Annotated in this window: 16 protein-coding genes, 1 tRNA gene and 1 rRNA gene; 8 read left to right on the top strand and 10 right to left on the bottom strand. The window is 39.1% G+C overall.

Features of this window, described 5'->3' with window-relative positions; translation table 11 throughout:
• Positions 1-327: 327 nt before the first annotated feature.
• Together rraB and C9J51_RS14785 are read left to right on the top strand one after the other, a co-directional pair.
• A complete protein-coding gene (gene rraB / locus C9J51_RS14790) occupies positions 328-726 on the top strand; it encodes a ribonuclease E inhibitor RraB (protein WP_045039648.1) in 399 nt (132 codons plus the stop codon).
• A 202-nt stretch (positions 727-928) separates the two neighbouring features.
• On the top strand, positions 929-3,364 hold the full coding sequence (locus C9J51_RS14785) for a beta-mannosidase (protein ID WP_045039647.1): 2,436 nt from the start codon (positions 929-931) through the stop codon (positions 3,362-3,364).
• Positions 3,365-3,471: 107 nt separating this feature from the next.
• Here C9J51_RS14785 and C9J51_RS14780 read toward each other — a convergent pair whose 3' ends face one another.
• From C9J51_RS14780 to pepA, 4 genes are all read right to left on the bottom strand, one after another.
• On the bottom strand, positions 3,472-3,885 hold the full coding sequence (locus tag C9J51_RS14780) for a DUF2061 domain-containing protein (RefSeq protein WP_045036396.1): 414 nt from the start codon (positions 3,883-3,885) through the stop codon (positions 3,472-3,474).
• 196 nt (positions 3,886-4,081) lie between these two features.
• Complete coding sequence (locus C9J51_RS14775) at positions 4,082-6,943, bottom strand: valine--tRNA ligase (RefSeq protein WP_045036397.1); 2,862 nt, start codon at positions 6,941-6,943, stop codon at positions 4,082-4,084.
• Positions 6,944-6,976: 33 nt separating this feature from the next.
• A complete protein-coding gene (locus C9J51_RS14770) occupies positions 6,977-7,432 on the bottom strand; it encodes a DNA polymerase III subunit chi (RefSeq protein WP_045039646.1) in 456 nt (151 codons plus the stop codon).
• Between the two features lie 48 nt (positions 7,433-7,480).
• Positions 7,481-8,989: a leucyl aminopeptidase gene (pepA, locus tag C9J51_RS14765; protein ID WP_045036399.1), complete on the bottom strand. Its 1,509-nt coding sequence runs from the start codon at positions 8,987-8,989 to the stop codon at positions 7,481-7,483.
• Between the two features lie 194 nt (positions 8,990-9,183).
• On the opposite strand from pepA, the gene lptF reads away from it, so the two are divergent.
• Both lptF and lptG read left to right on the top strand, forming a co-directional pair.
• On the top strand, positions 9,184-10,284 hold the full coding sequence (gene lptF / locus C9J51_RS14760) for an LPS export ABC transporter permease LptF (protein WP_045039645.1): 1,101 nt from the start codon (positions 9,184-9,186) through the stop codon (positions 10,282-10,284).
• Positions 10,284-11,357, top strand: a complete 1,074-nt coding sequence (lptG, locus tag C9J51_RS14755; protein WP_045036401.1) for an LPS export ABC transporter permease LptG — start codon at positions 10,284-10,286, stop codon at positions 11,355-11,357. Before lptF ends, lptG begins: the two co-directional genes overlap by 1 nt.
• A gap of 62 nt (positions 11,358-11,419) precedes the next feature.
• On the opposite strand, the gene C9J51_RS14750 is transcribed toward lptG, so the two are convergent.
• The gene (locus C9J51_RS14750) at positions 11,420-11,911 is read right to left on the bottom strand and encodes an RDD family protein (protein ID WP_045036429.1); all 492 of its coding nucleotides are present in this window, start codon (positions 11,909-11,911) and stop codon (positions 11,420-11,422) included.
• Between the two features lie 243 nt (positions 11,912-12,154).
• On the opposite strand from C9J51_RS14750, the gene C9J51_RS14745 reads away from it, so the two are divergent.
• Positions 12,155-12,239: transfer RNA gene (locus C9J51_RS14745), tRNA-Leu, on the top strand.
• 392 nt (positions 12,240-12,631) lie between these two features.
• Positions 12,632-13,495, top strand: a complete 864-nt coding sequence (locus tag C9J51_RS14740) for a PA4780 family RIO1-like protein kinase (RefSeq protein WP_045038879.1) — start codon at positions 12,632-12,634, stop codon at positions 13,493-13,495.
• Between the two features lie 75 nt (positions 13,496-13,570).
• Here the strand turns inward: C9J51_RS14740 and C9J51_RS14735 are convergent, their stop codons facing one another.
• The 4 genes from C9J51_RS14735 to C9J51_RS14720 form a co-directional block, all read right to left on the bottom strand.
• The gene (locus C9J51_RS14735) at positions 13,571-14,263 is read right to left on the bottom strand and encodes a 2'-5' RNA ligase family protein (RefSeq protein WP_052668280.1); all 693 of its coding nucleotides are present in this window, start codon (positions 14,261-14,263) and stop codon (positions 13,571-13,573) included.
• Between the two features lie 139 nt (positions 14,264-14,402).
• Positions 14,403-16,535 carry a lysine decarboxylase gene (cadA, locus tag C9J51_RS14730; protein WP_045038880.1) on the bottom strand — a complete coding sequence of 711 codons (2,133 nt, stop codon included), beginning with the start codon at positions 16,533-16,535 and terminating at the stop codon, positions 14,403-14,405.
• A 90-nt stretch (positions 16,536-16,625) separates the two neighbouring features.
• Positions 16,626-17,978 carry a cadaverine/lysine antiporter gene (gene cadB / locus C9J51_RS14725; RefSeq protein ID WP_045038881.1) on the bottom strand — a complete coding sequence of 451 codons (1,353 nt, stop codon included), beginning with the start codon at positions 17,976-17,978 and terminating at the stop codon, positions 16,626-16,628.
• Between the two features lie 456 nt (positions 17,979-18,434).
• Positions 18,435-19,901, bottom strand: coding sequence for a winged helix-turn-helix domain-containing protein (locus C9J51_RS14720; protein ID WP_107237496.1), 1,467 nt, complete (start codon positions 19,899-19,901; stop codon positions 18,435-18,437).
• A 288-nt stretch (positions 19,902-20,189) separates the two neighbouring features.
• Between C9J51_RS14720 and lysS the strand changes: the two genes are divergently transcribed.
• Positions 20,190-21,698, top strand: coding sequence for a lysine--tRNA ligase (lysS, locus tag C9J51_RS14715; RefSeq protein ID WP_045040937.1), 1,509 nt, complete (start codon positions 20,190-20,192; stop codon positions 21,696-21,698).
• A gap of 88 nt (positions 21,699-21,786) precedes the next feature.
• Here lysS and tsgA read toward each other — a convergent pair whose 3' ends face one another.
• On the bottom strand, positions 21,787-22,974 hold the full coding sequence (gene tsgA, locus C9J51_RS14710; RefSeq protein ID WP_045038884.1) for an MFS transporter TsgA: 1,188 nt from the start codon (positions 22,972-22,974) through the stop codon (positions 21,787-21,789).
• A 788-nt stretch (positions 22,975-23,762) separates the two neighbouring features.
• Between tsgA and C9J51_RS14705 the strand changes: the two genes are divergently transcribed.
• Positions 23,763-23,950, top strand: a 16S ribosomal RNA gene (locus tag C9J51_RS14705); the annotation flags it as partial.

Genomic DNA, 23,950 nt, shown 5'->3' with positions numbered 1-23,950 from the left:
AACGATTGTTCACAATTTTTTCGCATTAAGATTAAAGCATGAGAGCATTATTTTTCAATGAAGGATATTAGTGTAAAAAAAATGGGTGGCTATGCGAATAATGATGATACAAGATCAATAGAAGGGCTTACGCGACGGTTATTGCTCAATAATAACCTGAATACGCATGGAATATTATGCATTGTGACAGTTTTTTTTAGCATTGATGTTAATTCACCAACGGTTGATTAAGATCAATTTAGGCTTGGCATATGCGTAACATATGGTAATTGAGTGCAAACCATGCGATATTTGCCAGCAAATTTATTCCATAGGTGGAGTGATACCATGTCTTACGCAGAATTGATTGCAGAGCAAAAAGAAGAAACGCGCGAAATTATTGCCGCATTACTTGAAGATGGCAGTGAGCCAGAGGCGCTTTACACCATTGAGCACCATTTCTCTGCAGACACATTTGAAGAACTAGAAGCTGCGGCAGTTGAAGCATTTAAACTTGGTTTTAATGTTTTAGAAGCTGAAGAACTAGAACTTGATCCTGAAGATGGCGGCGGCAAGGTTGTATGTTTTGATGCCGTAATGGAATCAGCACTCAACGCTGAGCTTATTGATGAGCAAGCTGAAAAGTTAATTATATTGGCTGACAAGCACAGCATCGATTATGACGGTTGGGGTACTTACTTCGAATCTGACGAAGATGATGATGAAGAGAGCGAAGACGAAGAATAAATCGTCATAACACCACTCTATTTTAAAAAGCCGGCATTTTGCTGGCTTTTTCTACTTTTTGGCTGTGATATCAACGTTTGATATTTACGATATAATAGAAATTTACCCGTGATCACTGTCTGTAATCACGACGCGTGTAAATCTTTCCGTTTAGCCTCACAAATTTAAATCATACTGAATAGCTTCAGTATTGGAGTGATTGATGACAATCTCACTTAATGGCCAATGGTTGCTTGCGTGTATTCAACGTCCTGCAATTCAAGACCTTCATATTGATTTGCCGGGCGATGTTCACTCGGCATTATATGCAGCCGAAGAGATCCCTGATCCTTATTGGGCAACCAATGAAAAAAAAGTTCAGTGGGTCGGTGAGTGCGACTGGATTGTCAGCCGCCACTTTGAATTAACTGCCGAACAACTGACGTGTAATGCCATGGATTTGGTATTAAATCAGCTTGATACGGTAGCTGAGATTCGCATTAATGGTCATACCGTTGCTGACTTTACGAATATGTTCATGCGCCATAAGGTGGATGTATTAAGCTGTTTGCAAGTTGGCACTAACCGCATTGAAATTGTGTTACATCGTGCGGATTTAGAAGCTAAAAGCCGTGCAGATAAATTACCGTTCCCAGTACCGTGGGCAAAGGGTAATAACCAAATTCCATTTATGAATACGCTGCGTAAACCACAGTTTCATAGTGGTTGGGATTGGAGTATTTGTCTGTCTGTTTTGGGCGTCTATGGTGATATTGTGCTACAGCCTATTGAGCATGTACGCATTAGTCATTTAGCAACTAAACAGAAATGGAATCAACAAGAGTGTGAGTTAGCGGTTACTTTACATTATGAAGTTGTTTCTGAAAAAGGACTGGCTAATGCGTCGGTTACTTTTGATGGACAAACCTTTTGTCTAACGCTTGATCGTGAAGCAACCAAAGCCAGTGTTATTTTCCGCATTGATAATCCGCGTCATTGGTGGCCTGCGGGTTACGGTAAACAGCGGTTGTATAAATTGGCTCTTGAAGCTGATGGTGTTGCGATCACCAAGCAAATTGGTTTACGCAAGTTAGAATTAATCACTGAAGATGATGATCACGGCCAAAGTATGGTGGTAATGGTCAATGATGTGCCTATTTCTGCCCGTGGTGCGAATTGGATCCCTCTGGATGCTATGCCTGCGCGAATGAGTGAACAGCGTTACCGTAGTTTATTAACTGATGCCGCAGCGGCCAACATGAACATGCTGCGAGTGTGGGGCGGTGGCATGTATGAAAAAGACATTTTTTATAATATCTGTGATGAATTGGGGCTGCTTGTTTGGCAAGATTTGATGTTTGCTAATGCGCTGTACCCATCAACCCCTGATTTTATTGCAGAAGTTGAACAAGAAGTTGAATATCAAGTTCGACGTTTAAAAGATCATCCAAGTTTAGCGTTGTGGTGCGGTGATAATGAAGTGCTAGGGGCGATTAATCGTGATCCTGAATCGCGTCAATATCGTGAGAAGCATCTGCTTAATTACGATCGTCTCAATCGTACCTTAGCTGAGGTGGTTGAACGTGAAGATCCATCACGTCGTTTTTGGGCGAGTTCACCATGTAACGGTGAATTAGACATTATCGATACGTGGCATCATGATCCTCTTCGGGGTGACATGCACTGTTGGGATGTGTGGGATAGCGGTAAAGAATTTGATGCTTACCTGCAAGTTACACCACGTTTTTGTTCTGAATTTGGATTTCAATCTTGGCCATCATTGCCAACGGTAAAGAGTTTCTTACCTGAACAAGATTGGAATATAAGCTCGCCAAGTTTTGAAAATCATCAGAAAAGCAGTCATGGTAATTCGGTTATTACCGAGATGTTTACCCGCTATTTTCGTTTTCCAAATGGTTTTGTCAATATGCTGTATTTATCGCAAGTGCAACAAGCATTGGCGGTGAAAACAGCGGCTGAGTATTGGCGTACTCAAAAACCGATTAACCGTGGAATGTTGTTTTGGCAATTAAATGATTGCTGGCCTGTGAGCTCATGGTCATCATTAGAATACAGCGGCCGTTGGAAACAATTGCATTACCATGCGCGGCGCTTCTTTGCGCCGCAAATCGCCACGTTTACTCGTGATCAACAAGGGCTTAAATTACACCTCGTTAATGATGGCCGTAAAAATACCGAGTTAAAAGGCGAAGTGGTATGGCAAAGCTGGGAAGGGGAAATTCTTTATCGTGAGCCAATTGCGCAATATTTAGAAGCTGACTCAACTAAGATCGTATGGGAATGGCTAAATGAAGATTTAGAGGGCCATGAACAAGATGGTTTCTTCCATGTACATTTACATAGTGGTCAGCAATTAATTGAAAACACGTGGTTTCCAGCGCGCCCTAAATATTGTGAGTTAGCTTGTCCTGATTTACGGTTTGAAGTTGCAGAGCACAATAATGAGATAGTGGTGATGCTAAGTAGCAGTAAACCCGCTTTCTTTGTGCATTTGGAATTTGAAGGCGAAGGGCGATTTGAAGATTCAAGTTTCACGCTAGTACCAGAACACCAACGTCAAATTAAATACATTGGCTCAGCAAGTTATGATGACGTGGTGCAAGGTTTACGGGTTTATCACCTTAAACAAAGTTATTAGTCGCCTGTTTATTCGTAAGTCATAGTATTAGCAACTAATAATACAAGTAAATAAACCCTGTTTGTTATTGATGTGATGTCATTTAACAAGCAGGGTTTTTTGCTATCTTAATGGTGTAAACACACCATCATCGACATTAATTGTTGAGGCGGATTTTGATGGTGTTGCTTTTTTTGCCACACTCGCTCGTGAAGGTAATAAGCCAATGTGTTAATTGTGGGTTCAATCATCGCCATTGTGCCACCAATCAGTAAATCACCGGTTAGTAAATACACCACTGTAAAAGCGACACTAAAATGCAATATAGCGAAACTGATTGTCTTTTTACTTGGTGAGGAATGTTGAGTTTGAATGAGCTTTTTGGTTTGCCATACTTTCTCATGGAAGTAGAAAGCAACGGTATTGACCATGGGTTCGATTAAAGCGATTAAGCCACCAATCAAAAAGTTTCCCGTTAAGAGAAATGCCAAACTAAAAGCAACGGTAAAATGGATAATGGCAAAACTAAGGGTCTTCTTCATAAGGTTAATCTCATTAATTTGATGTAATGAGTATTACAAACTTAGTTCAATAGGTAAATTTGGTATTTTATATGTCACCAATAGTTAAAAGCTATTGTTGGTGAATGTTTTTTATCTTTGTCTGAGTGCCATAAATTGTAGAATAAAAAAAACCGACGTCGAAACGTCGGTTTTTATTGATATGATTAACGATTACTTATAGCGCAGCAATAGTTGCTTTTTGCTCGGTAAGTTTAACCAGTGTTTCTTCATAACCCGCTAGTTTTTCACGTTCTTTAGTAATTACGATTTCAGGCGCTTTAGCAACGAAACCTTCGTTACTTAGTTTGCCAGCAGTACGTTTGATTTCGCCTGCCATTTTCGCAATTTCTTTATCTAAACGTGCCAGTTCAGCATCTTTATCAATCAGACCCGCCATTGGGATCATTAACTCAGATTTACCTACAAGTGCTGTTGCACAAGCAGGTGTTGCTTCACCGTCAGCCAATACTTTAACTTCTTCAAGTTTAGCCAGAGATTTAAGTACTGTTAGGTTTGCTTCAACACGAGTTGCATCGTTAGCATCTGCAACTTTTAGCATTACTGATAGTGGTTTGCTTGGCGCGATATCGTATTCTGCACGTAAGTTACGAATACTTGTGATAAATGCCTTAACAAATTCAATGTCAGTAATTGCTGCTTGATTGAATTGCGCTTCATCAAACTGAGGCAATGCCTGATTCATGATGGTTTCACCTTCAACACCGTCAACCAGTGGCTTAACGCTCTGCCAGATTGATTCAGTGATGTAAGGTAATACTGGATGCGCAAGACGTAATGTCTTCTCAAGTACGGTGATTAGCGTATGGCGCGTTGCACGTTGTTGTGCTTCAGTGCCTTTCCATAGAACCGGTTTTGTTAGCTCTAGGTACCAGTCACAGAATTGGTTCCAGATGAACTCATAAAGTACACCGGCAGCCATATCTAAACGGAAATTATCAATGTGAGCATTAAAATCTTTCGCGGCTAGTTGGAATTGTGATTCAATCCACTTGTCAGCCACTGAGTACTCAAGAACGCTATCGGTAGCGAAACCACAATCTTGATCTTCTGTGTTCATTAGTACGTAACGGCTTGCGTTCCATAGCTTGTTACAGAAGTTGCGGTAACCCTCAAGACGCTTCATGTCCCAGTTGATGTCACGGCCAGTCGAAGCCATTGCAGCAAGGGTGAAACGTAGGGCATCGGTACCGTAAGGTTCAATACCTGCTTCAAATGTCTTACGGGTCGCTTTTTCGATCTTCGCGGCTAGTTGAGGTTGCATCATGTTGCCACAACGCTTCTCTACTAGAGACTCAAGATCAATACCATCGATCATGTCGATAGGGTCAATTACGTTACCCTTAGACTTAGACATTTTATCGCCGTTTTCGTCACGGATAAGACCGGTTACGTAAACAGTTTTAAATGGTACTTGTGCTTTGCCGTCTTCATCTTTACAGAAGTGCATGGTCATCATGATCATACGCGCAACCCAGAAGAAGATGATGTCAAAACCGGTTACCAACACATCAGATGGGTGGAAGGTTTGAAGATCAGGGGTATTTTCTGGCCAGCCTTGCGTACCAAATGTCCATAGCGCTGAAGAGAACCATGTATCAAGTACGTCGTTGTCTTGGTTTAGTACCACAACTGGCGCTAGATTGTGTTTCTCACGTACTTCATCTTCGTTACGGCCAACGTAAACATTACCGTCGTTATCGTACCAAGCTGGAATGCGGTGACCCCACCAAAGTTGACGAGAAATACACCAATCTTGAATATCACGCATCCAAGAGAAGTACATGTTTTCGTACTGCTTAGGGACAAATTGGATATCGCCGTTTTCAACAGCTTGAATAGCAGGTTCAGCTAATGGTGCTGCGCGAACGTACCATTGTGCGGTTAGCATTGGTTCGATAACTACGCCACCACGATCACCATAAGGAATGGTTAGATCATGATCTTTAATTTCTTCTAGTAGACCAAGCTCGTCAAATTCAGCAACGATAGCTTTACGCGCTGCAAAACGCTCCATACCTTGGTATTTAGCTGGGATTTCAGTGCTGTAAACATCACTTTCTTCACCATTGGTGGTGAATACTTCCGCCGCATCACGAATGTCAGCGTTAAAAGTTAGGATGTTGATCATCGGTAGGCTATGACGCTTGCCTACTTCGTAGTCATTGAAATCGTGTGCAGGGGTGATTTTTACACAACCTGTACCTTTATCCATGTCCGCATGTTCATCACCTAAAATAGGGATGCGACGGCCAATGATAGGTAGAATGATTTCTTTGCCGATCAGATCTTTGTAACGTGGATCTTCAGGGTTTACTGCAACGCCTGTATCACCCAGCATGGTTTCTGGACGGGTTGTTGCAACCACAATGTAGTCTTTACCGTCTGCTGTTTGTACGCCATCAGCAAGTGGGTAACGGAAGTGCCACATGTAGCCTTTAACATCTTTGTTTTCAACTTCGATGTCAGAGATTGCTGTGTGTAGTTTTGGATCCCAGTTAACTAGGCGCTTACCACGGTAAAGTAGATCTTCTTGGTAAAGGCGAACGAAAACTTCTTGAACTGCATTTGATAGACCGTCATCCATCGTGAAGCGCTCACGATCCCAGTCTACTGATGCGCCAAGGCGACGAAGCTGTTTGGTGATAGTGCCACCAGATTCGTTTTTCCATTCCCAGATCTTATCGATGAAAGCATCACGGCCGTAGTCGTGTTTAGTTTTGCCTTCTTCAGCAGCGATCTTACGCTCCACAACCATTTGGGTAGCAATACCTGCGTGGTCTGTACCAACCTGCCATAGGGTATTTTTACCTTTCATACGCTCACAACGAATCAGGGTATCCATAATGGTATCCTGGAACGCGTGGCCCATGTGTAGGCTGCCTGTGACGTTTGGTGGCGGGATCATAATGCTGTAAGCATCTTTAGATGTATCACCATGAGGCTTAAAGTAGCCAGCCTCTTCCCAGCGCTGATAAAGCGCTTGTTCAATTGATTGTGGGTTGTATGTCTTTTCCATAGCGCTCTTAGAAGGATTCTATTCTATGTGGAATTAAGGCGTCTCAATAACAGCATTGGCAGTCGTAATTTGAATGCCAGCAAGGCGATAAGCCTTGTAACGCTCGCGCGCCTGCTGTTTGAGCGTTTCGTCGCAAGGGACAAAGTCTACCACTTGTGCAAAGCTAACCGCAAAATTTGCGACAATTTCGGCTAAATTAATTAATACTGCGCGGTGTCCGCTATAGCGTAAACCAGGCCAACCAATTTCAACCGGTGATCCTCCTCTTGGTCCTTCTCCAAGTAAATTGTGAGGGATAAAGTTGTCGGGATCTTGTTGCCATAGATATTCATCTATTTGTTCTGCTTGTTGTTTGTCTGCTGCAAGTAAGTAAACTCGTAACCCTTGACGGTAACTCATGGCTGCGCAACGACAAGCAAAATGCCACTGAAAATTACGATCAGTGTCATCTTGCTTATCATCTAATATATAAAACGTAGCATGAGTCATAAATTAATGTCCTAAAAGAAAAGGGCCAAAGGCCCTTTTCTGAGTGTCTTATTCGACAATCTCTTGGCCTGCTCGATTGAGTAGGAATTGGACCAGCAATGGGACTGGACGTCCGGTTGAGCCTTTCGCCGCGCCACCTTTCCAAGCCGTACCTGCAATATCAAGGTGAGCCCAGTTGTATTTCTTGGTAAAACGCGACAAGAAACAACCAGCAGTGATAGAGCCCGCTCCTGGTGTACCTAAGTTCGCCATATCAGCAAATGGGCTAGCAATTTGCTCTTGGTACTCATCACTCATCGGTAGACGCCAAGCACGATCACCCGCTTGTTCTGACGCATTAATAAGTTCATGTGCTAATGGATTATGGTTGCCCATTAAGCCACTAATATGATGACCAAGCGCCACTACACATGCGCCAGTTAATGTGGCTACATCAACCACACATTCAGGCTCAAAACGCTCAACGTAGGTTAATGCATCACATAACACTAAACGGCCTTCGGCATCGGTATTTAACACTTCAACCGTTTGACCTGACATGGTGGTTAAAATATCACCAGGACGGTAAGCACCGCCACCAGGCATATTTTCACAACCAGCCAGTATACCGACAACATTAATCGGTAGGTTCAGTTTTGCTAACGCTTTCATGGTACCAAATACAGAGGCAGCACCACACATGTCGTACTTCATCTCATCCATTTGTGCGCCAGGCTTGATAGAAATACCGCCTGAATCAAACGTTAAACCTTTACCCACAAGAACAATGGGTTTGGTTTCAGGATCAGGATGGCCTTTGTATTCAATCACTGACATCATGGCTTCGTTTTTAGAACCTTGGCCAACAGCAAGGTATGATGTCATACCTAAGGTTGCCATTTCTTGTTCGCCAATGATTTTAGTACTAACGGTTTCAAAATCATCCGCTAAACGACGTGCCTGTGAGGCTAAATAAGCAGGATTGGCAACGTTAGGTGGCATATTGCCAAGGTCTTTACTGGCTTTAACGCCTGAAGAAATAGCAAGACCATGCGCAATCGCACGTTCGCCCAAAGAAAGCTCACGGCGAGTGGGTACATTAAAAACTAACTTGCGTAGTGGACGGCGCGTCTCTGGCTTGTTACTTTTAAACTGGTTAAAGGTATAAAGGCTATCTTTGGTTGTTTCTACTGCTTGACGTACTTTCCAGTAGGTATCGCGACCTTTAACATGTAACTCGGTTAGGAAACATACCGCTTCCATTGAACCGGTTTCATTGAGCGTACTGATGGTTTTTTTGATGATTTGTTTGTATTGGCGTTCATCAAGCTCTCGCTCTTTACCACAACCAACAAGTAGTACTCGTTCTGACAATACGTTAGGAACATGATGTAATAACAACATCTGTCCTGGTTTTCCTTCAAGGTCACCACGACGTAATAATGAGCTAATGTAGCCATCACTAATTTTGTCTAGCTGTTCCGCGATTGGAGAGAGGCGACGTGGTTCAAATACGCCCACGACAATACACGCACTGCGCTGTTTTTCGGGGCTACCGCTTTTGACACTGAACTCCATGCGTACTCCTAACATCCTATAAAGACAATTAACGCTAAATGTTAGATAATACCACACTTGCTTGCTCTGCCGAGATTTCGGTATAGGCTTAAAGCGCAGACTTACATTCAGCCGAAAGATAAAAAAATAACTAATTTAACCAAAAACTATAGTGATTACATCAAAAAAACAAGTTTTCTATGGGAATATAACGCGTGATTATTGTTAGGTATTTGACGAGAGAGACAGTAAAAAGCCAATTAGCAGTACTTTTTGTGCTTTTTCTTGTCTTTATTAGCCAAAAGTTCATTCGCATTTTAGCACAAGCGACGGATGGTTCGATTCCGAGTGATCTCATTGTGACTTTAATGGGGCTTTCTATTCCAGCAATGGCATTGCTGATGTTACCGCTGAGTTTATATATTGGTATTTTGCTAACTTTTGGTCGTTTATACGCTGAAAGTGAAATTACGGTAATGAGTGCTACTGGCATGGGGAATAAATTTCTTATTCGTGCCGCATTAGCATTAGCTTTAATTACGGGCTCGATAGCAACCGCCAATGCATTATGGGTTGCGCCGTGGGCTCAAAATAAAATTGAACAGATTACCGATCAAGCTAAGGCTGATCCGGGTTTAAATATGCTGGTCAAAGGAACATTCCAAATGGCACCTAATGGCTCAGGGGTGGTATTTGTTAATGATATTACGGACAAAGGTTCCAAATTACATAAAGTGTTTATTGCTCAATTAAAAGCGCAAGATTCATTACAACCGAGTGTGATGGTGGCTGATCGTGGTTTTGTTACCGAACAAGCTGACGGTCGTCAAATGTTAGACTTACAGCAAGGTACCCGTTATGAAGGTGTACCCACTAAATTGAATTATGCCATTACACAGTTTGATAATTACCAAGCGTTAATTGGTCAACGTAAAGTAAAACAAGGCTCTCGTGATTGGGAAGCGAAAACAACGGCTGAATTATTAAAAGATCCAAGCTTAGCGGCAACCGCTGAATTGCAATGGCGATTATCGTTAATTTTATGTATTCCATTATTAGTCATGATTGTGGTGCCGTTATCTGCGGTTAACCCTCGTCAAGGACGATTTGCTAAATTAGCGCCAGCAGTATTAATTTATTTAGCGTATTTCCTAGCAATATCATCCGCAAAATCTGCGATTGAAGATGGTTTTATTCCTGGGTGGATGGGAATGTGGCCGATTAATATTGGCACGTTATTGATCGCAATCGCTTTAAATAGCTGGGATAGTTTACCGATTCGACGCCTCAAAGATAAATTACGGAGACGTGGTTAATGTTTAAAATTCTCGACTGGTATATTGGCCGAACTATTATCGCAACATCAGCATTAACGTTATCAACGTTGGTAGGATTATCTGCCATCATTAAATATGTTGAGCAGTTACGTAAAGTCGGTCAAGGCAGTTATGACCTACTGAAAGCTTTGTATTTTGTGTTGTTATCCATGCCACAAGATATTGTGACATTTTTCCCAATGGCAGTATTACTTGGCGCGTTGATTGGTTTAGGCATGTTAGCTTCAAGCTCTGAGCTGGTGGTGATGCAAGCGGCGGGTTTTTCTAAGTTAGATATTGGATTATCTACTCTGAAAACCGCTGTGCCATTAATGATCATTGTGACGTTACTGGGGCAATGGGGCGCACCTCAAGCACAAAAATCAGCCCGTGAGCTGCGCGCGTTATGGATCAGTGGCGGCAGTATGCTATCGGTTCAAAGTGGTGTGTGGGCAAAAGATGATAACGACTTTATTTATCTCGGCCGCGTACATGATAAAAACCAAATTGATGTGGTTAATATTTGGCAATTTAATAGCCAAGATAAATTACTTGATGTGGTATCGGCTAAAACAGCAACTTATGACGTTAAGCTTGGTTGGACAATGCATGATGTCACTATGACGGATATGACCAATAAGGCACAGATTACCAATACTCATTACGACACTAAGAAATGGCAAACCACACTAACGCCAGATAAGTTAGCGGTTGTTACAGTGAAACCAGAAGAGTTATCACTGTCTGGATTATATGATTATGTCGGTTATCTGAAAGAATCTAAGCAAGATGCAATGCGTTATGAACTCGCATTTTGGCGAAAAGCACTGCAACCTGTATCCATTGCGGTAATGATGCTATTAGCATTGTCATTTGTCTTTGGGCCATTACGTTCGGTGACGATGGGGGCTCGGGTGTTATCTGGGGTTATCTTTGGATTTGCATTTTATATTTCCAATGAAGTGTTTGGACCGATGAGCTTAGTCTATAATTTACCTCCGGTCGTTGGGGCTCTCGCGCCTAGTCTGGTGTTTTTAGCCATCACTATTTATTTGCTGCAACGTAAATTATAGCGATTAAAAAAGGAGCCGAGAGGCTCCTTTTTTATGAGGTCTTATGTCGCGGCTATTATATTTTAATGTACTTTTTCTGTTACGACCATTTCGCATTCGGCCATGATATCTTGCATTGAACGGCGCGTATTATTAAACGCCAGTAAGTTACCTAAACCAAATGCTGAAGTTGCAATGCGAATAAGGGCTTGTGTGATTTTAATGGGTGAGCCATCTTCATTTTGAAGTTTTAGTTTCCATGCTCGCATTCCTAATGTTTGTCCTGCCTGAGTCCAAAAATAGCTATAAAAACCAATAATAACGATAGCAAGGTAAGCGCTATATAACATGCTTGCTGTAGGATTTGACATCAAATAGTCGCTGGCATCTTGGTAATCGCCTAAAGAGAGAATACCAATAGCAAGTAAAGCGGCAACAATCGCCATCGCAACTGCACCTGCAATGATTAAAATAGCCGAGACAATAAGCGTATCGTAGAGCCAAGCGCCGAGGCGACGCAATAAGCTCGGGTATTGGTGTGAAACGGAAGTGTGTTGCGGTTTCTTTTTCTGCATGACGGTTCCAGTATCCATAATGGCTAAGCAAATCCTTCTGATCGGCAGTGTAACAGTAAATTAAATACGAATGAACGCACAAAATTGCTACAAAATATGTTCATGACTTTTATTATGTAGTGGTTTGATTATCATCAATAAAATCATTTAAGATTAAAAAAACAACGCTTAATATTTGATGTGGTAAATTGTATGGATTAACGCTTGCACATCAATACGATATACGTATAATAGCCGCCATAAGCCCGAGTGGTGAAATTGGTATACACGACGGATTCAAAATCCGTTTCCTTCGGGAGTGTCGGTTCAAGTCCGACCTCGGGCACCAAATTTCAGAGAAAAGCCTTAATCGTAAGATTGAGGCTTTTTTTTTGCCTCATCATTATTCCAACTTTCTTAAGTTCGCTTTTCACCTTGTCATCAATCAAAGGAAAGCGGGTTTAAGTCCCCTTGTTATTCCTTTACTGATTATCTTTATTTATTGATTATATTTAAAACGTTGACCATAGTGGTTGTTGATAAAGTATTTTTAATGTTTTATCTTATTGTTTTTTAAGTTTAATATTCTATTTTTTAGTGCGAATATTTCTGTACTGGTCTTTATGGTTAATGGGTTAGTTACTAAATAACCACTCATCAATACTTGTTAAAAAATTTCAGCTAGCGATAATGCGATATTATAAACAGGTATATTCCTAGTTACTGGTAAATGTAGGTGTAATGAAGATTCCTCCACGATTACAACCCCTCGTTGAAGATGGTCTTATTGATGACGTTTTATCTCAACTGATGAGCGGTAAAGAAGCCTCTGTGTATGTTGTTCGCAGTGGTGGTAAAATTTGTTGTGCTAAAGTCTATAAAGAAATTGACCAGCGTAGCTTTAAAAAAGCGGTGACTTACCGTGAAGGGCGTAAAGTGCGCAATAGTCGTCGTGCTCGCGCAATGGAAAAAGGTTCTAAATTTGGGCGAGATGAGCAAGAAAAAGTGTGGCAGCAGGCTGAAGTTGATGCACTGTCATTGTTGCTAAAAGCCGATGTACGTGCGCCAATCCCTTATGGTTGTTTTGACGGGGTGTTATTGATGGAGCTGATTACAGATGCTGATGGCGCTGTCGCTCCACGTTTAAATGATATTACGTTAACCAAAGATCAAGCCTTACGAGATCATGCGCTAATGATAGAGTATATCAAGCGTATGTTATGTATCGGCCTTATTCATGGCGACTTATCTGAATTTAATGTGCTGGTGGATGGTCAAGGCCCTGTAATTATTGATTTACCCCAAGCGGTAGATGCTTCTGCAAATAATAATGCTAAATGGATGTTTGAGCGTGATGTTAATAACATGGCCCATTATTATGGTCGTTATGCGCCAGAAGTACTTGAAACTCAATACGGCAAAGAAATGTGGGCATTATTTCAAGCGGGTACATTAACCCCAGAGACAGAATTAACGGGTGTGTATATTGAAAGCGAGGTTGATGCTGATATTGATGGCTTAATGGCTGAAATCAATGCAGTGATGGCAGAGGCTGAATTACGCCGAGCTCGATTAATGGATATTAACGAAGAAGAATGTGAGTAATCACTACCTTTGTTTGTCTTTAATATTGTCATTTAAAAAAGCTTCAATCGTTGATTGAAGCTTTTTTTGTGGCTGCTATTTAGGAAACGAGTAACTTGCAATCTCTGCTTTTGCTTGACCATTACTATTAACGGCGGCGATGCCAATACCGAGTGCTTTAAAATGCATAGGTTGAAACTGAGCACCATAATTTGCCATAAATTGAGTCAGTTTTTGCGGATCAGTTTGAGGTAACAAGGTTATATGAGGTTCAAAATTCATGAATACATTGGGACTGCCATAGCGCTGAAATGCAGCTAATTTTTCAGGATAGTGGCTTACCCATGTCGGAATTTTTGGATCCATGGTTCGAAGTGGGGCCACCATTATTGCTGCGGTATCGGCTAATCGTTGTAACTCAGGTGTATTGTTAACATCAAGCATTAACCAATTTCCTTTAGTACGCTGAATGTGATCTAGCGTTAAATCAAAACTGTGCCATTGGTTTGCCAGTTGCTGTGCTTGTTGTTTGAGTAAGTTGAGATTTTTAGCTGGATATTCAGTTAAATAAAGGGTGATATGTGGCAGAAAGCCTTGGCTATAAAGTGATGACAATTGCTGTTGTTTAAGTTGGTTACTGATGGTGGATACGGTTTTATCAACGGCATGACTAGGAATGAGAAACAAGTTATAGCTGATAGTGTTTGATGACTGTGGTACCGAAGGGCTAGCAATAGCAGCAGGGCTAATACAGATGCATGCTAAGGCTAACAGATGTTTTTTAAACATTTCAATGTTCTGCTTTAAAATCAGTGATATGACACTTTATACCTTTTTAGAATGCATTTTTGTTAGAGTGATAACAAAATAATTAAAAAAAAGGCATGCTCAAAGCATGCCCTAATCGTCGTTGTATCGAGAGTCGATATTACTGTTTGATCACTTTCACTTTGTATACACCATCAACGTTGTAAACACCGTGAATGTCTGTTTCAAAGCCTGGGAAGTGATTACCAATTTCACATAGCATCTCAAGGAAATCTAATACTGGGCGAGATTGCTCTGTTACCATTTCACCAGGAAGCACTACAGGTACACCTGGAGGGTAAGGCAAGATCATATTGGCACTGATTTCATTAACCATTTCAGCTAATGGGATCTCACGCACTTCGCCGCGTAGCTCTTGTTGCCATGCATCATGTGGTGTCATCTTCATTTCTGGTAACACATCAAACGCTTTGTACATTAGATCTGGTAATTGGTATTTAACGGTTAAGTCGTGAATACCTTGAGCAAGATCTTGCACACGCATATTGGTGTAGAATTGAGGATCTTCTTTAAATAATGCTGGTAAGAATGACTTAATGGTCATATTACGATCATAACCACGTTTAAACTCAGTTAGAGCACGTAGTAGCTGCATTGCTTTTGGCTTATCGATACCGATAGAGAACAAGAATAATAGGCTATATGGACCTGTTTTTTCTACGACGATACCATGTTGATCAAGGAATTTAGCAACAAGTGATGCAGGAATACCTGAAGCATCAAGTTCGCCGTCTTCGTTCATTCCTGGTGTTAGCAGTGTGATCTTGATTGGATCAAGGAACATATGATCTTCATCGATATTTTTGAAACCATGCCATTTCTCATTTGGTTTTAGGTTCCAACATTCAGTGGTATCGATGTTTTCTGGTTGCCATACATCAAAGAACCAACCGTCACATTCTGAACGTAATTTTTTGATTTCTTTACGGAAACGAATAGCGCGATCGATTGAATCTTGAATTAAACGACGACCTGCGTTGCCGTGCATCATTGCTGCAGAAATTTCAGCTGACGCCACAATACCGTATTGTGGTGAGGTTGAAGTATGCATCATAAAGGCTTCGTTGAAAGATTCTTCTTCCAATTGACCTTTCACATGGATCATTGATGCTTGTGAGAATGCTGCCAATAATTTATGAGTTGATTGTGTTTCATAGAACACTTTACCCGGCATTGCTTCACCACTCATACCACACTTACCTTCGTAAATAGGGTTAAAGTTAGTGTAAGGTACCCAAGCACTATCAAAGTGAATGAACTTAGTATCCAATGATTCTTTGATAAATTGGGTGTTATAGAACAAACCGTCATAAGTTGAGTTAGTAATAACCGCATAGCCAGGTTTAGTTGCGCCTGGTGTGTTAGCTACTTTCTCTGCAATCACTTCGCGGCTAAATTCACTCTTAGGAATGCCACCTAAAATACCGTAAGCATTACGTGTTGGGCGGAAATAAATTGGCACAACATCGGTCATCATCATCATATGAGTTAATGATTTATGACAGTTACGGTCAATCAATACTGTGCTACCAGCCGGTGCTGAGAACATACCCACAATTTTGTTGGCAGTTGATGTACCGTTAGTCACAATGTAAGAACGATCAGCGTTAAACGTACGCGCAATGTACTCTTCAGCTTCTTTGTGTGGACCTGAGTGATCTAATAGTGAACCGAGTTCTGGCATTGAAATTGAAATATCAGCCTTGAAGGTATTCGCACCATAAAAATCGTAGAAGATACTGCCGACAGGGCTCTTGTTGAATGCCGTACCTGACATGTGACCAGGTGTACAGAAAGTATATTTAGCTTCATCAACGTAGTTAAATAATGCTTTTGTTAGTGGCGGTAGAATACTGTCTTTGTAGTCTTCAGTTGCTTGCTCAATTTTATGTGCAATATCAGAAGCACTACCAAGGCAATATTCAAAGAAGTAAATATTTAAGCGAAGATCCGCTAAATTAATATCTAAAGTCGAATGCTCATTAGCAAATGCATATAACGGTAGTTTTTCGTTAATTTGGTTAATTTGTTGGCATAAATCTAATGAATATGTATCCCAGTCAAAAATAACACCACTGATACGAGGGTTCATTTCAAGTAGTTTAATTAAATCTTTGTCATCAACTGGATAGACAACTTTATAACCACGAGTTGCTAATGCTTGTTCTAATTCTTGTACTGGGTATTTTTTGAAAAATACGCCTAAATTATTTAATATTGCAATGGTATTCATTGTTGAATATCTCCAAGGTAAACAAAGGCGCACCACTCCAATTTGGGAGGTGTAATCGTGCGCCTTGATAATATTTAAGAGGATTTATATTTAGTGTGATTGTGCGACTTTGTTTGCTTGCTCTTGTTGTTCTAATTGTAAGTGTTGGCGGAAACCAAGTTTACGAGCGTAGAACATGAAGATAGCAAGTGAAACAACGAAAGTTGCAGCTAATGCAGATGGATCAGCACCGATAAGGGCGATGAAACAGAAGATACATGCAACACCTGCAAATAACATTACAAACACATTGCGCGTTGTCATACCTTCGTAACGAATTAAGTTAACCGCAGAGTAGAAGTAAGGCAGCATAGTTAGTAACACTGCATCTGAGGTTAAAATATCAAATAGGTTAGATGCATGACTGTCACTTGAGCTAAATAGCGTGATAGCAATCATAAGGATAGTCATCATGATAGAAGCAAGCACTAAGCCTTTTTTCGCAACACCATTTTTGTCTGTTTCACCAAAAACAGCGGGGAAGTTACCGTCACGAGCTGCACGTTTGCCTGCCTCGCCGACTAACATCATCCAAGAACCTAGAGATGTAAAGCACGCTAAAGCGGTAAATGCTGCAACAAATGGCGCAGTCCAAGCTCCGAAGATTGCTGTTGTCGCTAGTGCAAATGGTGCACCAGAAGCGGCAACTTCAGACGCTGGGAACATACCAGCAATAACTTGGGTTGATAGGATATAGATAACACCGGCAATAATCGTACCGAGTAAGGTTGCTAGTGGAACGGTTTTTTTCGGATTTTTCACCATACCAGATGAGACGGCAGCCGATTCAACACCTACAAATGACCATAAAGTAATTAATACTGCACTTACAATTGCGTGTGAATTTGAGCTGTGTGATGTATTCCAGTTTTGCATGTAAGTTGTCGCATCAAAATGCCCCCAACCAACAACCGCAGTACCCACAATCGGTACTAGTATTAAGACTAAACCTAGAGTACATAAGCGACTTACCCAAGAACCACCAAGCAAGTTTATAATGGTAAATATCCATACTGAAGCAATAGTAGCAATCGCCGCTGGAATAGTGTTATTCAAAATTGGGAAGAACACAGAAAGGTATGACACCCCAGTAATTGCAATTGCAAGGTTACCAATCCAGTTTGCGTGGTAGTAAAGTACACCTGTTTGGAAACCAAAAGCAGGAGAAACTTCACCAGCGTATGCGATTGGGCCGCCTTCTTGTGGGTTATTGGTTGCTAAGCGAGCGTAAACAAAAGCTAATGATAACGCGCCAATTAAACAAATAATCCAGCTATAAATAGATATAGAACCTACTTTTGCCAATGTCGAGGGCAATAGAGCAATACCACTACCCATCATGTTACCAGCTACAACACCAGTACAGGCAACTAAGCCTATTTTTTTTGACGTATCGGATGACATGCAACAATCTCCAAAAAATATAATAATATTTCATGTGGTTAAACATATTTAACGACAGTGATAATGACTATGTTTTGCTTTAGTTATCATCAATGTCGAATAACTTCGATTTAATCTACAGCAGATAGGAAAGTTAATTAAATAACCTTCTACTCAAAGATTGAAAAATAATAATTTTGTTTTTTTTTAATTTATTTTATTTTTGATGCCTTAATAATCAATAGCTTAAATGGTATGTGAAAAAATAATTTATTTATCAATTAAATAATGATCGTTTCATAATTCATATAATGGTTGAGTTATCACTAATTAAATCGTTTATGTAACGTCATTATTCAGACCAATAGTAAAAACGAGTGGAAATATATAAATAGTGAGGAGATGTATTTGATTAAAAATCACCGTAGTTATAAAAAATAGAACATACAAAAAAGGTTCATTTCATCGTTTTATATTTTAATGCCGAGGCGTGGATTTAGATGTGTGTATTTGTGATATGAAAACCAATTTTTCACAGAGTTGTAGTGTTTCTTTTGAAGGATCTAAATACATAGCCATACTATAGAATTCATCAGCTTGTTTTGTTCTATGGGTAAGCTGACTTATTTTTCCTAATAAAATATAACCTAATGCTGTATTTTGTTTAGATTGTAATGCAGCAAGTGATAAATAATGTTCAGATTCAACTAAATCACCTTGATAAAGATTATGAAGTGCTAATGCGTTATATATTTCGCTAGAAAGAAATAGTGGGTTATTGGTAATGCTTTTTTCTAATGCTTTGCCATAATTCATTAATATAGGCATAGATGTTTCTTTATTATTAATAGTAAGCATAATTGAATAAGCAATATATCTCTTTGCTAATAAATAACTATTATAAGGATTCGATTTAATGAGTTTATTTATGCTATCAATGTAATGCATATTAGCATTGCCGTCATTATTGATGGCACTCGGTAATTCTAGATAGTTATATAATGTATTCGTATTCGTAAAACTGAGGTTGTTGTTAATACTTTTGTGATTATAATTTAGAGATTGTATTAATTCATTAAGTAGACCATTAATTACGGTGTAAGCATTATTACGATCGATATGAATGTTTTTTTGTAACATAATTGTTTGTGAAATATTATTAAATAATTCAATATGCAGTTGGTGTTGCTGATTTACATATAAAGAGAGTGTTTTTCCCGCATTAGGTTGAGTGCTAAAACTACTGATATAATTTGTAGATGTAAACAACGAATCTTTTATTATATTAGCGATTGAAGAAAGTTGATTATCTGCAGATTGTGGTGGTGATTCAATGTGAATTAAGCGTGGGTTTAATACCGAGATAGGAAGAACAACCTTTTCATTGCTCCAGCTTATGAATAGTATAGTTATCAATAGCATAGTTAAAATGCAGAAATCAAAAAACCAATGATTCCACTTGATCGTATTTGAGTTATTGACTGTAACCGACGGAGTTTCTTTTGATGTTTCGTTAAAAGCACGAGTCATAGGGCCCGCAGGGAACGAAGCATGTATTAAAGTATCATTTGTATGCTCGTGTGACGAGTGAAACTCTTCTAGTTTAAAACCCGTATTAGGATCGACATATATTTGTTGTACGTCGATATCAAGTTTATAACCTCGTTTAGGTATAGTAATAATCCAATGATCTTCATCCATTTTTTTTAGTGTTTTGCGTAATTCAAAAATAGATTGTGTTACTACTTGCTCACTAACAACTGCACCATCCCAAACATTTTCAATTAATTCATCTCGTGTAAATACAATACCTTGATGTTGAGCTAAAAATGCTAATAATTTAGTTATTCTAGGTTCGAGAATATAATTTTTCCCTGATTTATATAAACAGTTTTCTGTTGTGATTAATAACCAGTTATTAATTTTATAATTTACCCAAGCCATTTTGTTTTAATTCTGTTAATTATTGTGATGAAATTAATTCTATATTATTTGCTTTTATATATAGATGGTATTTATTATTCTAGCGTTAATGGTAATTTCATATTTCATTTTTAATTGAGAAAATAAAATAATTAACCAATTTACAGTATTTTGTGATGTTCATCACGTTTTTTATTTTGTGATTATTTATTTTAAAGAAAGCCCGTAATTGGATTATAAATATATTTTTTTTAAATAAATATTCGATTACATACATTTTATAAAACGATTAATAGACGAAGGCATATTATGTTAGATATTGAAGTTGATGAAAACAGGCTCATTGCAGAACGTCGAGCAAAACTTGATCATATTCGTAAATCAAGCAAAGCTAATGGTCACCCTAATACTTTTCGTCGATTGAAATTAGCCAATGAATTAATTAGCGAATACGAGAATAAATCGAAGGAAGATTTAATTAATACTACTTATACAACAGCTGTCGCTGGTCGTATTATGGCTAAACGTGGTCCATTCCTTGTATTACAAGATGTCTCTGGTCGAATTCAAGTTTATGCAGATAAGCAAGTTCAAGAACAATTAAAAGAACAATATCATGGGTTAGATATTGGCGACATTATTGGTGTGAAAGGCCAGTTACACCGTTCAGATCGTGGTGAACTCTATGTCAATATGGATCAGTATGAATTACAAACTAAAGCATTGCGTCCATTACCTGAAAAATACCATGGCCTAACAGATCAAGAACAACGTTACCGTCAACGTTATGTTGATTTGATCATTAATGAAGAATCACGCAATACCATGATTATGCGTTCAAAAGTGGTTGCTGCGATTCGTCAATTCATGATCAAACAACAATTTATGGAAGTTGAAACACCAATGATGCACCCGATTGCTGGCGGTGCATCTGCTCGACCTTTTGTGACGCACCATAATGCGTTAGATATTGATATGTACCTTCGTATCGCGCCTGAGCTTTACTTAAAGCGTTTAGTTGTTGGTGGTTTTGAGCGTGTGTTTGAAATTAACCGTAACTTCCGTAATGAAGGTTTATCACCACGCCATAATCCAGAATTTACCATGATGGAATTCTACATGGCGTATTCTGATTACAATGATTTGATTGATTTTACAGAAAGCTTATTAAGTTCAATTGCTAAAGATCTTTGTGGTAATACCGCATTACCTTATGGTGAACATGTTATTGAGTTTAATGGTCCTTATACTCGTATGACAATGCTAGCGGCAATTCAGTACTACACTAAAGACAATGCACGTATTCAAGCGTTAACTTATGATGATGTTAAAAATCGTGAATTAATGGCAGATATTGCTCGTGAAGTTGGCTTAACGGTTGAAACATTCTGGACTTGCGGTCAGTTATTAGAGGAAATCTTTGGTGAAACGGCTGAACCTCAGCTAATTCAACCGACCTTTATTACTGGCTACCCTGCTGACATTTCTCCATTAGCACGTCGCAGTAATGAAGATTCATTCTTAACTGATCGGTTTGAGTTTTTTGTTGGTGGTCGTGAAGTTGCGAATGGCTTCTCTGAGCTTAATGATGCAGAAGACCAAGATGCTCGTTTTAAAGCACAGATGGACGCTAAAGACGCTGGCGATGACGAAGCAATGCAGTATGACGAAGATTATATTCGAGCACTAGAGTTTGGTTTACCGCCAACAGCAGGTGAAGGGATTGGTATTGATCGCTTAGTGATGTTATTTACTAACGCACATACTATTCGTGATGTGATTTTATTCCCATCAATGCGTCCTAATAACAATAATTAATGAATGAATAAAAGCAGCCTTATCGCTGCTTTTATTTGATTATAAAAAAAGCCTCAAAGATGAGGCTTTTTTATTATGCTATTTTTTATTAGTGACCATCGTGACTATTGATACGGTGTTTGGTAACAAAACCAACTAATACACACATAACAAACACAGCAGCATAAAGAGCATTCGCGGTAACTAAAGCAGCATGTGTGCCATAGTTTTTAACGATAGGGCTCGTTACAACGAAAGTTAACATTGTACCAATCGTGCCGCATAGCAGAATAAAGTTAACTAATTTTGGTGAGGATACTTTAGTTTGCTGTGAGCCTAAGGTAATAATAGTGGTATAAATAGCACTACTGATAAAGCCAAGCGCTGAAATAATGTAGATAAGATTATGTGGATCAGTATCTTTATTAAATAGATACATTAGTACTGTTGCCAAGCCTGATAAAACAACCACAAAATAATGAAGGTCGAATTTCTTTAGCAAGACACTGAAAATCCACATACCAATCATATAAGCACCCCAGAAGTAACTTACCAATTGGCTTGCACTACTAATAGATAAGCCTAATCTTTTAGTTGCGTATTCAGGGATCCAAGAAATAAAGCCAAGTTGCCCTAAGATGTAACATAAAGCTGCAATCGCTAAGAATAGAACACCCAATCCCCATTTTTCTTTTGGTTCATTCGTTGCCGCTTCTTGAGGCGCATCTTTTCCTAATACAGGGAAGGTAGACATCAAGGTTAAGATGAAAATAGCAAGGTAGATAACACCAATTGCAGCGTATACCCAATACCATTGCATGTGATGTGCTAATACTGCTGCAGAAATGATAGGAAAAATCATACCCGCCATACTGAAAAATGAATCAGTAAATAGTAAGCGTGAACCTCGTTCCTTGCCATCATAAATATGAGTGATTAAATAAGTACCAATTGACATGGTAATACCACTCACAACACCTAAAACAAACATACAGCCAGAGAAAATAGCAATATTATGACCAAACATAAGGCCAAGAATTGCTAATAGCATGAGAATGAAACCAAAAATGAGCTGGCGTTTGAGGGGAACAATTTCCATCAACCAAACATTAAGGAAGATAGAGATTAAAATACCGGTATTAAGGAAAGTGAACGTATTGCTCATGCTTGATATTGGTAAATCAAAATACTTGGCAATATCTCCCATAACGATACCGGTGACGATAATCAGAGATCCAGTTAGGGCATAGGATAAGAAGCTTATCCACGTCAGAAGGATGCGATTCTGGTTTGTCATAGAAAATCCTGTATAACTTTCAATTATAATTAAAGAGGCAAATGAAATGCCAATTAATGAAAGGGCTGAATCCTAACATAAGGACTAGCTTTGTTTGTGACGCATGTCACCATTATATGACATGAGGGAATTTATCATACCAATAAGATATGAATAATTAGTATTTATAAGTTACCTTTTTATTACCAATTGTTTTTACTGTTTTTATTGTTGTGTGAATTTAAGTTTTTTTAACAAAGCATTGCTGCTATTTATGTGTTTTTGTTCTTATTTAGTGAATATTTTGACATTTTTGTTCTATTTATACAGCGTGTTTATCTTTTTGTTATAAATAGGCCATTCATTAATGCAAGTTTACAAGTATAGAAAAGAAGATTAATGATGCCTTTTAAATCGCATCTTTAAAATTTGGTTACTGTCTGTACTAAGGCGCATTTTTTTTGATATTTTTGAAAATTAACGCTTGCCAATGTGATCGAAGTCTCTATAATGCGACCTCACTGATACGGAGCAAGTCATTGGCTAGCAACGAAATCAGGATGTTCTTTAACAATTTGACCATGCAATCTGTGTGGGCACTCACTGAATAGTTAAGTCGAAAGATTTATCAATAAACTGAGTGACCAATACAAATAACCTAATCTATTTATAGAGAAGATTGTTTGGCACAGTTATTTAATTATCATTTTTTAAATGATAAAAAGCTTTAAAATTACATTCTTTATTTATAAAGAGTTGGTATTAAAGTCAGTATTTATTGAGCCGTTTCGAAAGAAACAACAAAACTTTAATTGAAGAGTTTGATCATGGCTCAGATTGAACGCTGGCGGCAGGCCTAACACATGCAAGTCGAGCGGTAACAGATTGATAGCTTGCTATCAATGCTGACGAGCGGCGGACGGGTGAGTAATGCCTGGGAATATACCCTGATGTGGGGGATAACTATTGGAAACGATAGCTAATACCGCATAATCTC

The organism is Photobacterium iliopiscarium, from assembly GCF_003026395.1.
Classification (GTDB): Bacteria; Pseudomonadota; Gammaproteobacteria; order Enterobacterales; family Vibrionaceae; genus Photobacterium; species Photobacterium iliopiscarium.
The sequence above is the reverse complement of the archived record's forward strand: the minus strand, read 5'-3'. Positions and strand labels throughout refer to the sequence as shown.

Coding starts and splice junctions, on each gene's coding strand:
- C9J51_RS14785 (WP_045039647.1), top strand. CDS start 929: ATGACAATCTCACTTAATGGCCAATGGTTGCTTGCGTGTATTCAACGT.
- tsgA (WP_045038884.1), bottom strand. CDS start 22,974: ATGACAAACCAGAATCGCATCCTTCTGACGTGGATAAGCTTCTTATCC.
- C9J51_RS14775 (WP_045036397.1), bottom strand. CDS start 6,943: ATGGAAAAGACATACAACCCACAATCAATTGAACAAGCGCTTTATCAG.
- C9J51_RS14735 (WP_052668280.1), bottom strand. CDS start 14,263: ATGTTTAAAAAACATCTGTTAGCCTTAGCATGCATCTGTATTAGCCCT.
- cadB (WP_045038881.1), bottom strand. CDS start 17,978: ATGTCATCCGATACGTCAAAAAAAATAGGCTTAGTTGCCTGTACTGGT.
- cadA (WP_045038880.1), bottom strand. CDS start 16,535: ATGAATACCATTGCAATATTAAATAATTTAGGCGTATTTTTCAAAAAA.
- rraB (WP_045039648.1), top strand. CDS start 328: ATGTCTTACGCAGAATTGATTGCAGAGCAAAAAGAAGAAACGCGCGAA.
- C9J51_RS14770 (WP_045039646.1), bottom strand. CDS start 7,432: ATGACTCATGCTACGTTTTATATATTAGATGATAAGCAAGATGACACT.
- lysS (WP_045040937.1), top strand. CDS start 20,190: ATGTTAGATATTGAAGTTGATGAAAACAGGCTCATTGCAGAACGTCGA.
- lptG (WP_045036401.1), top strand. CDS start 10,284: ATGTTTAAAATTCTCGACTGGTATATTGGCCGAACTATTATCGCAACA.
- C9J51_RS14750 (WP_045036429.1), bottom strand. CDS start 11,911: ATGCAGAAAAAGAAACCGCAACACACTTCCGTTTCACACCAATACCCG.
- C9J51_RS14740 (WP_045038879.1), top strand. CDS start 12,632: ATGAAGATTCCTCCACGATTACAACCCCTCGTTGAAGATGGTCTTATT.
- pepA (WP_045036399.1), bottom strand. CDS start 8,989: ATGGAGTTCAGTGTCAAAAGCGGTAGCCCCGAAAAACAGCGCAGTGCG.
- C9J51_RS14780 (WP_045036396.1), bottom strand. CDS start 3,885: ATGAAGAAGACCCTTAGTTTTGCCATTATCCATTTTACCGTTGCTTTT.
- C9J51_RS14720 (WP_107237496.1), bottom strand. CDS start 19,901: ATGGCTTGGGTAAATTATAAAATTAATAACTGGTTATTAATCACAACA.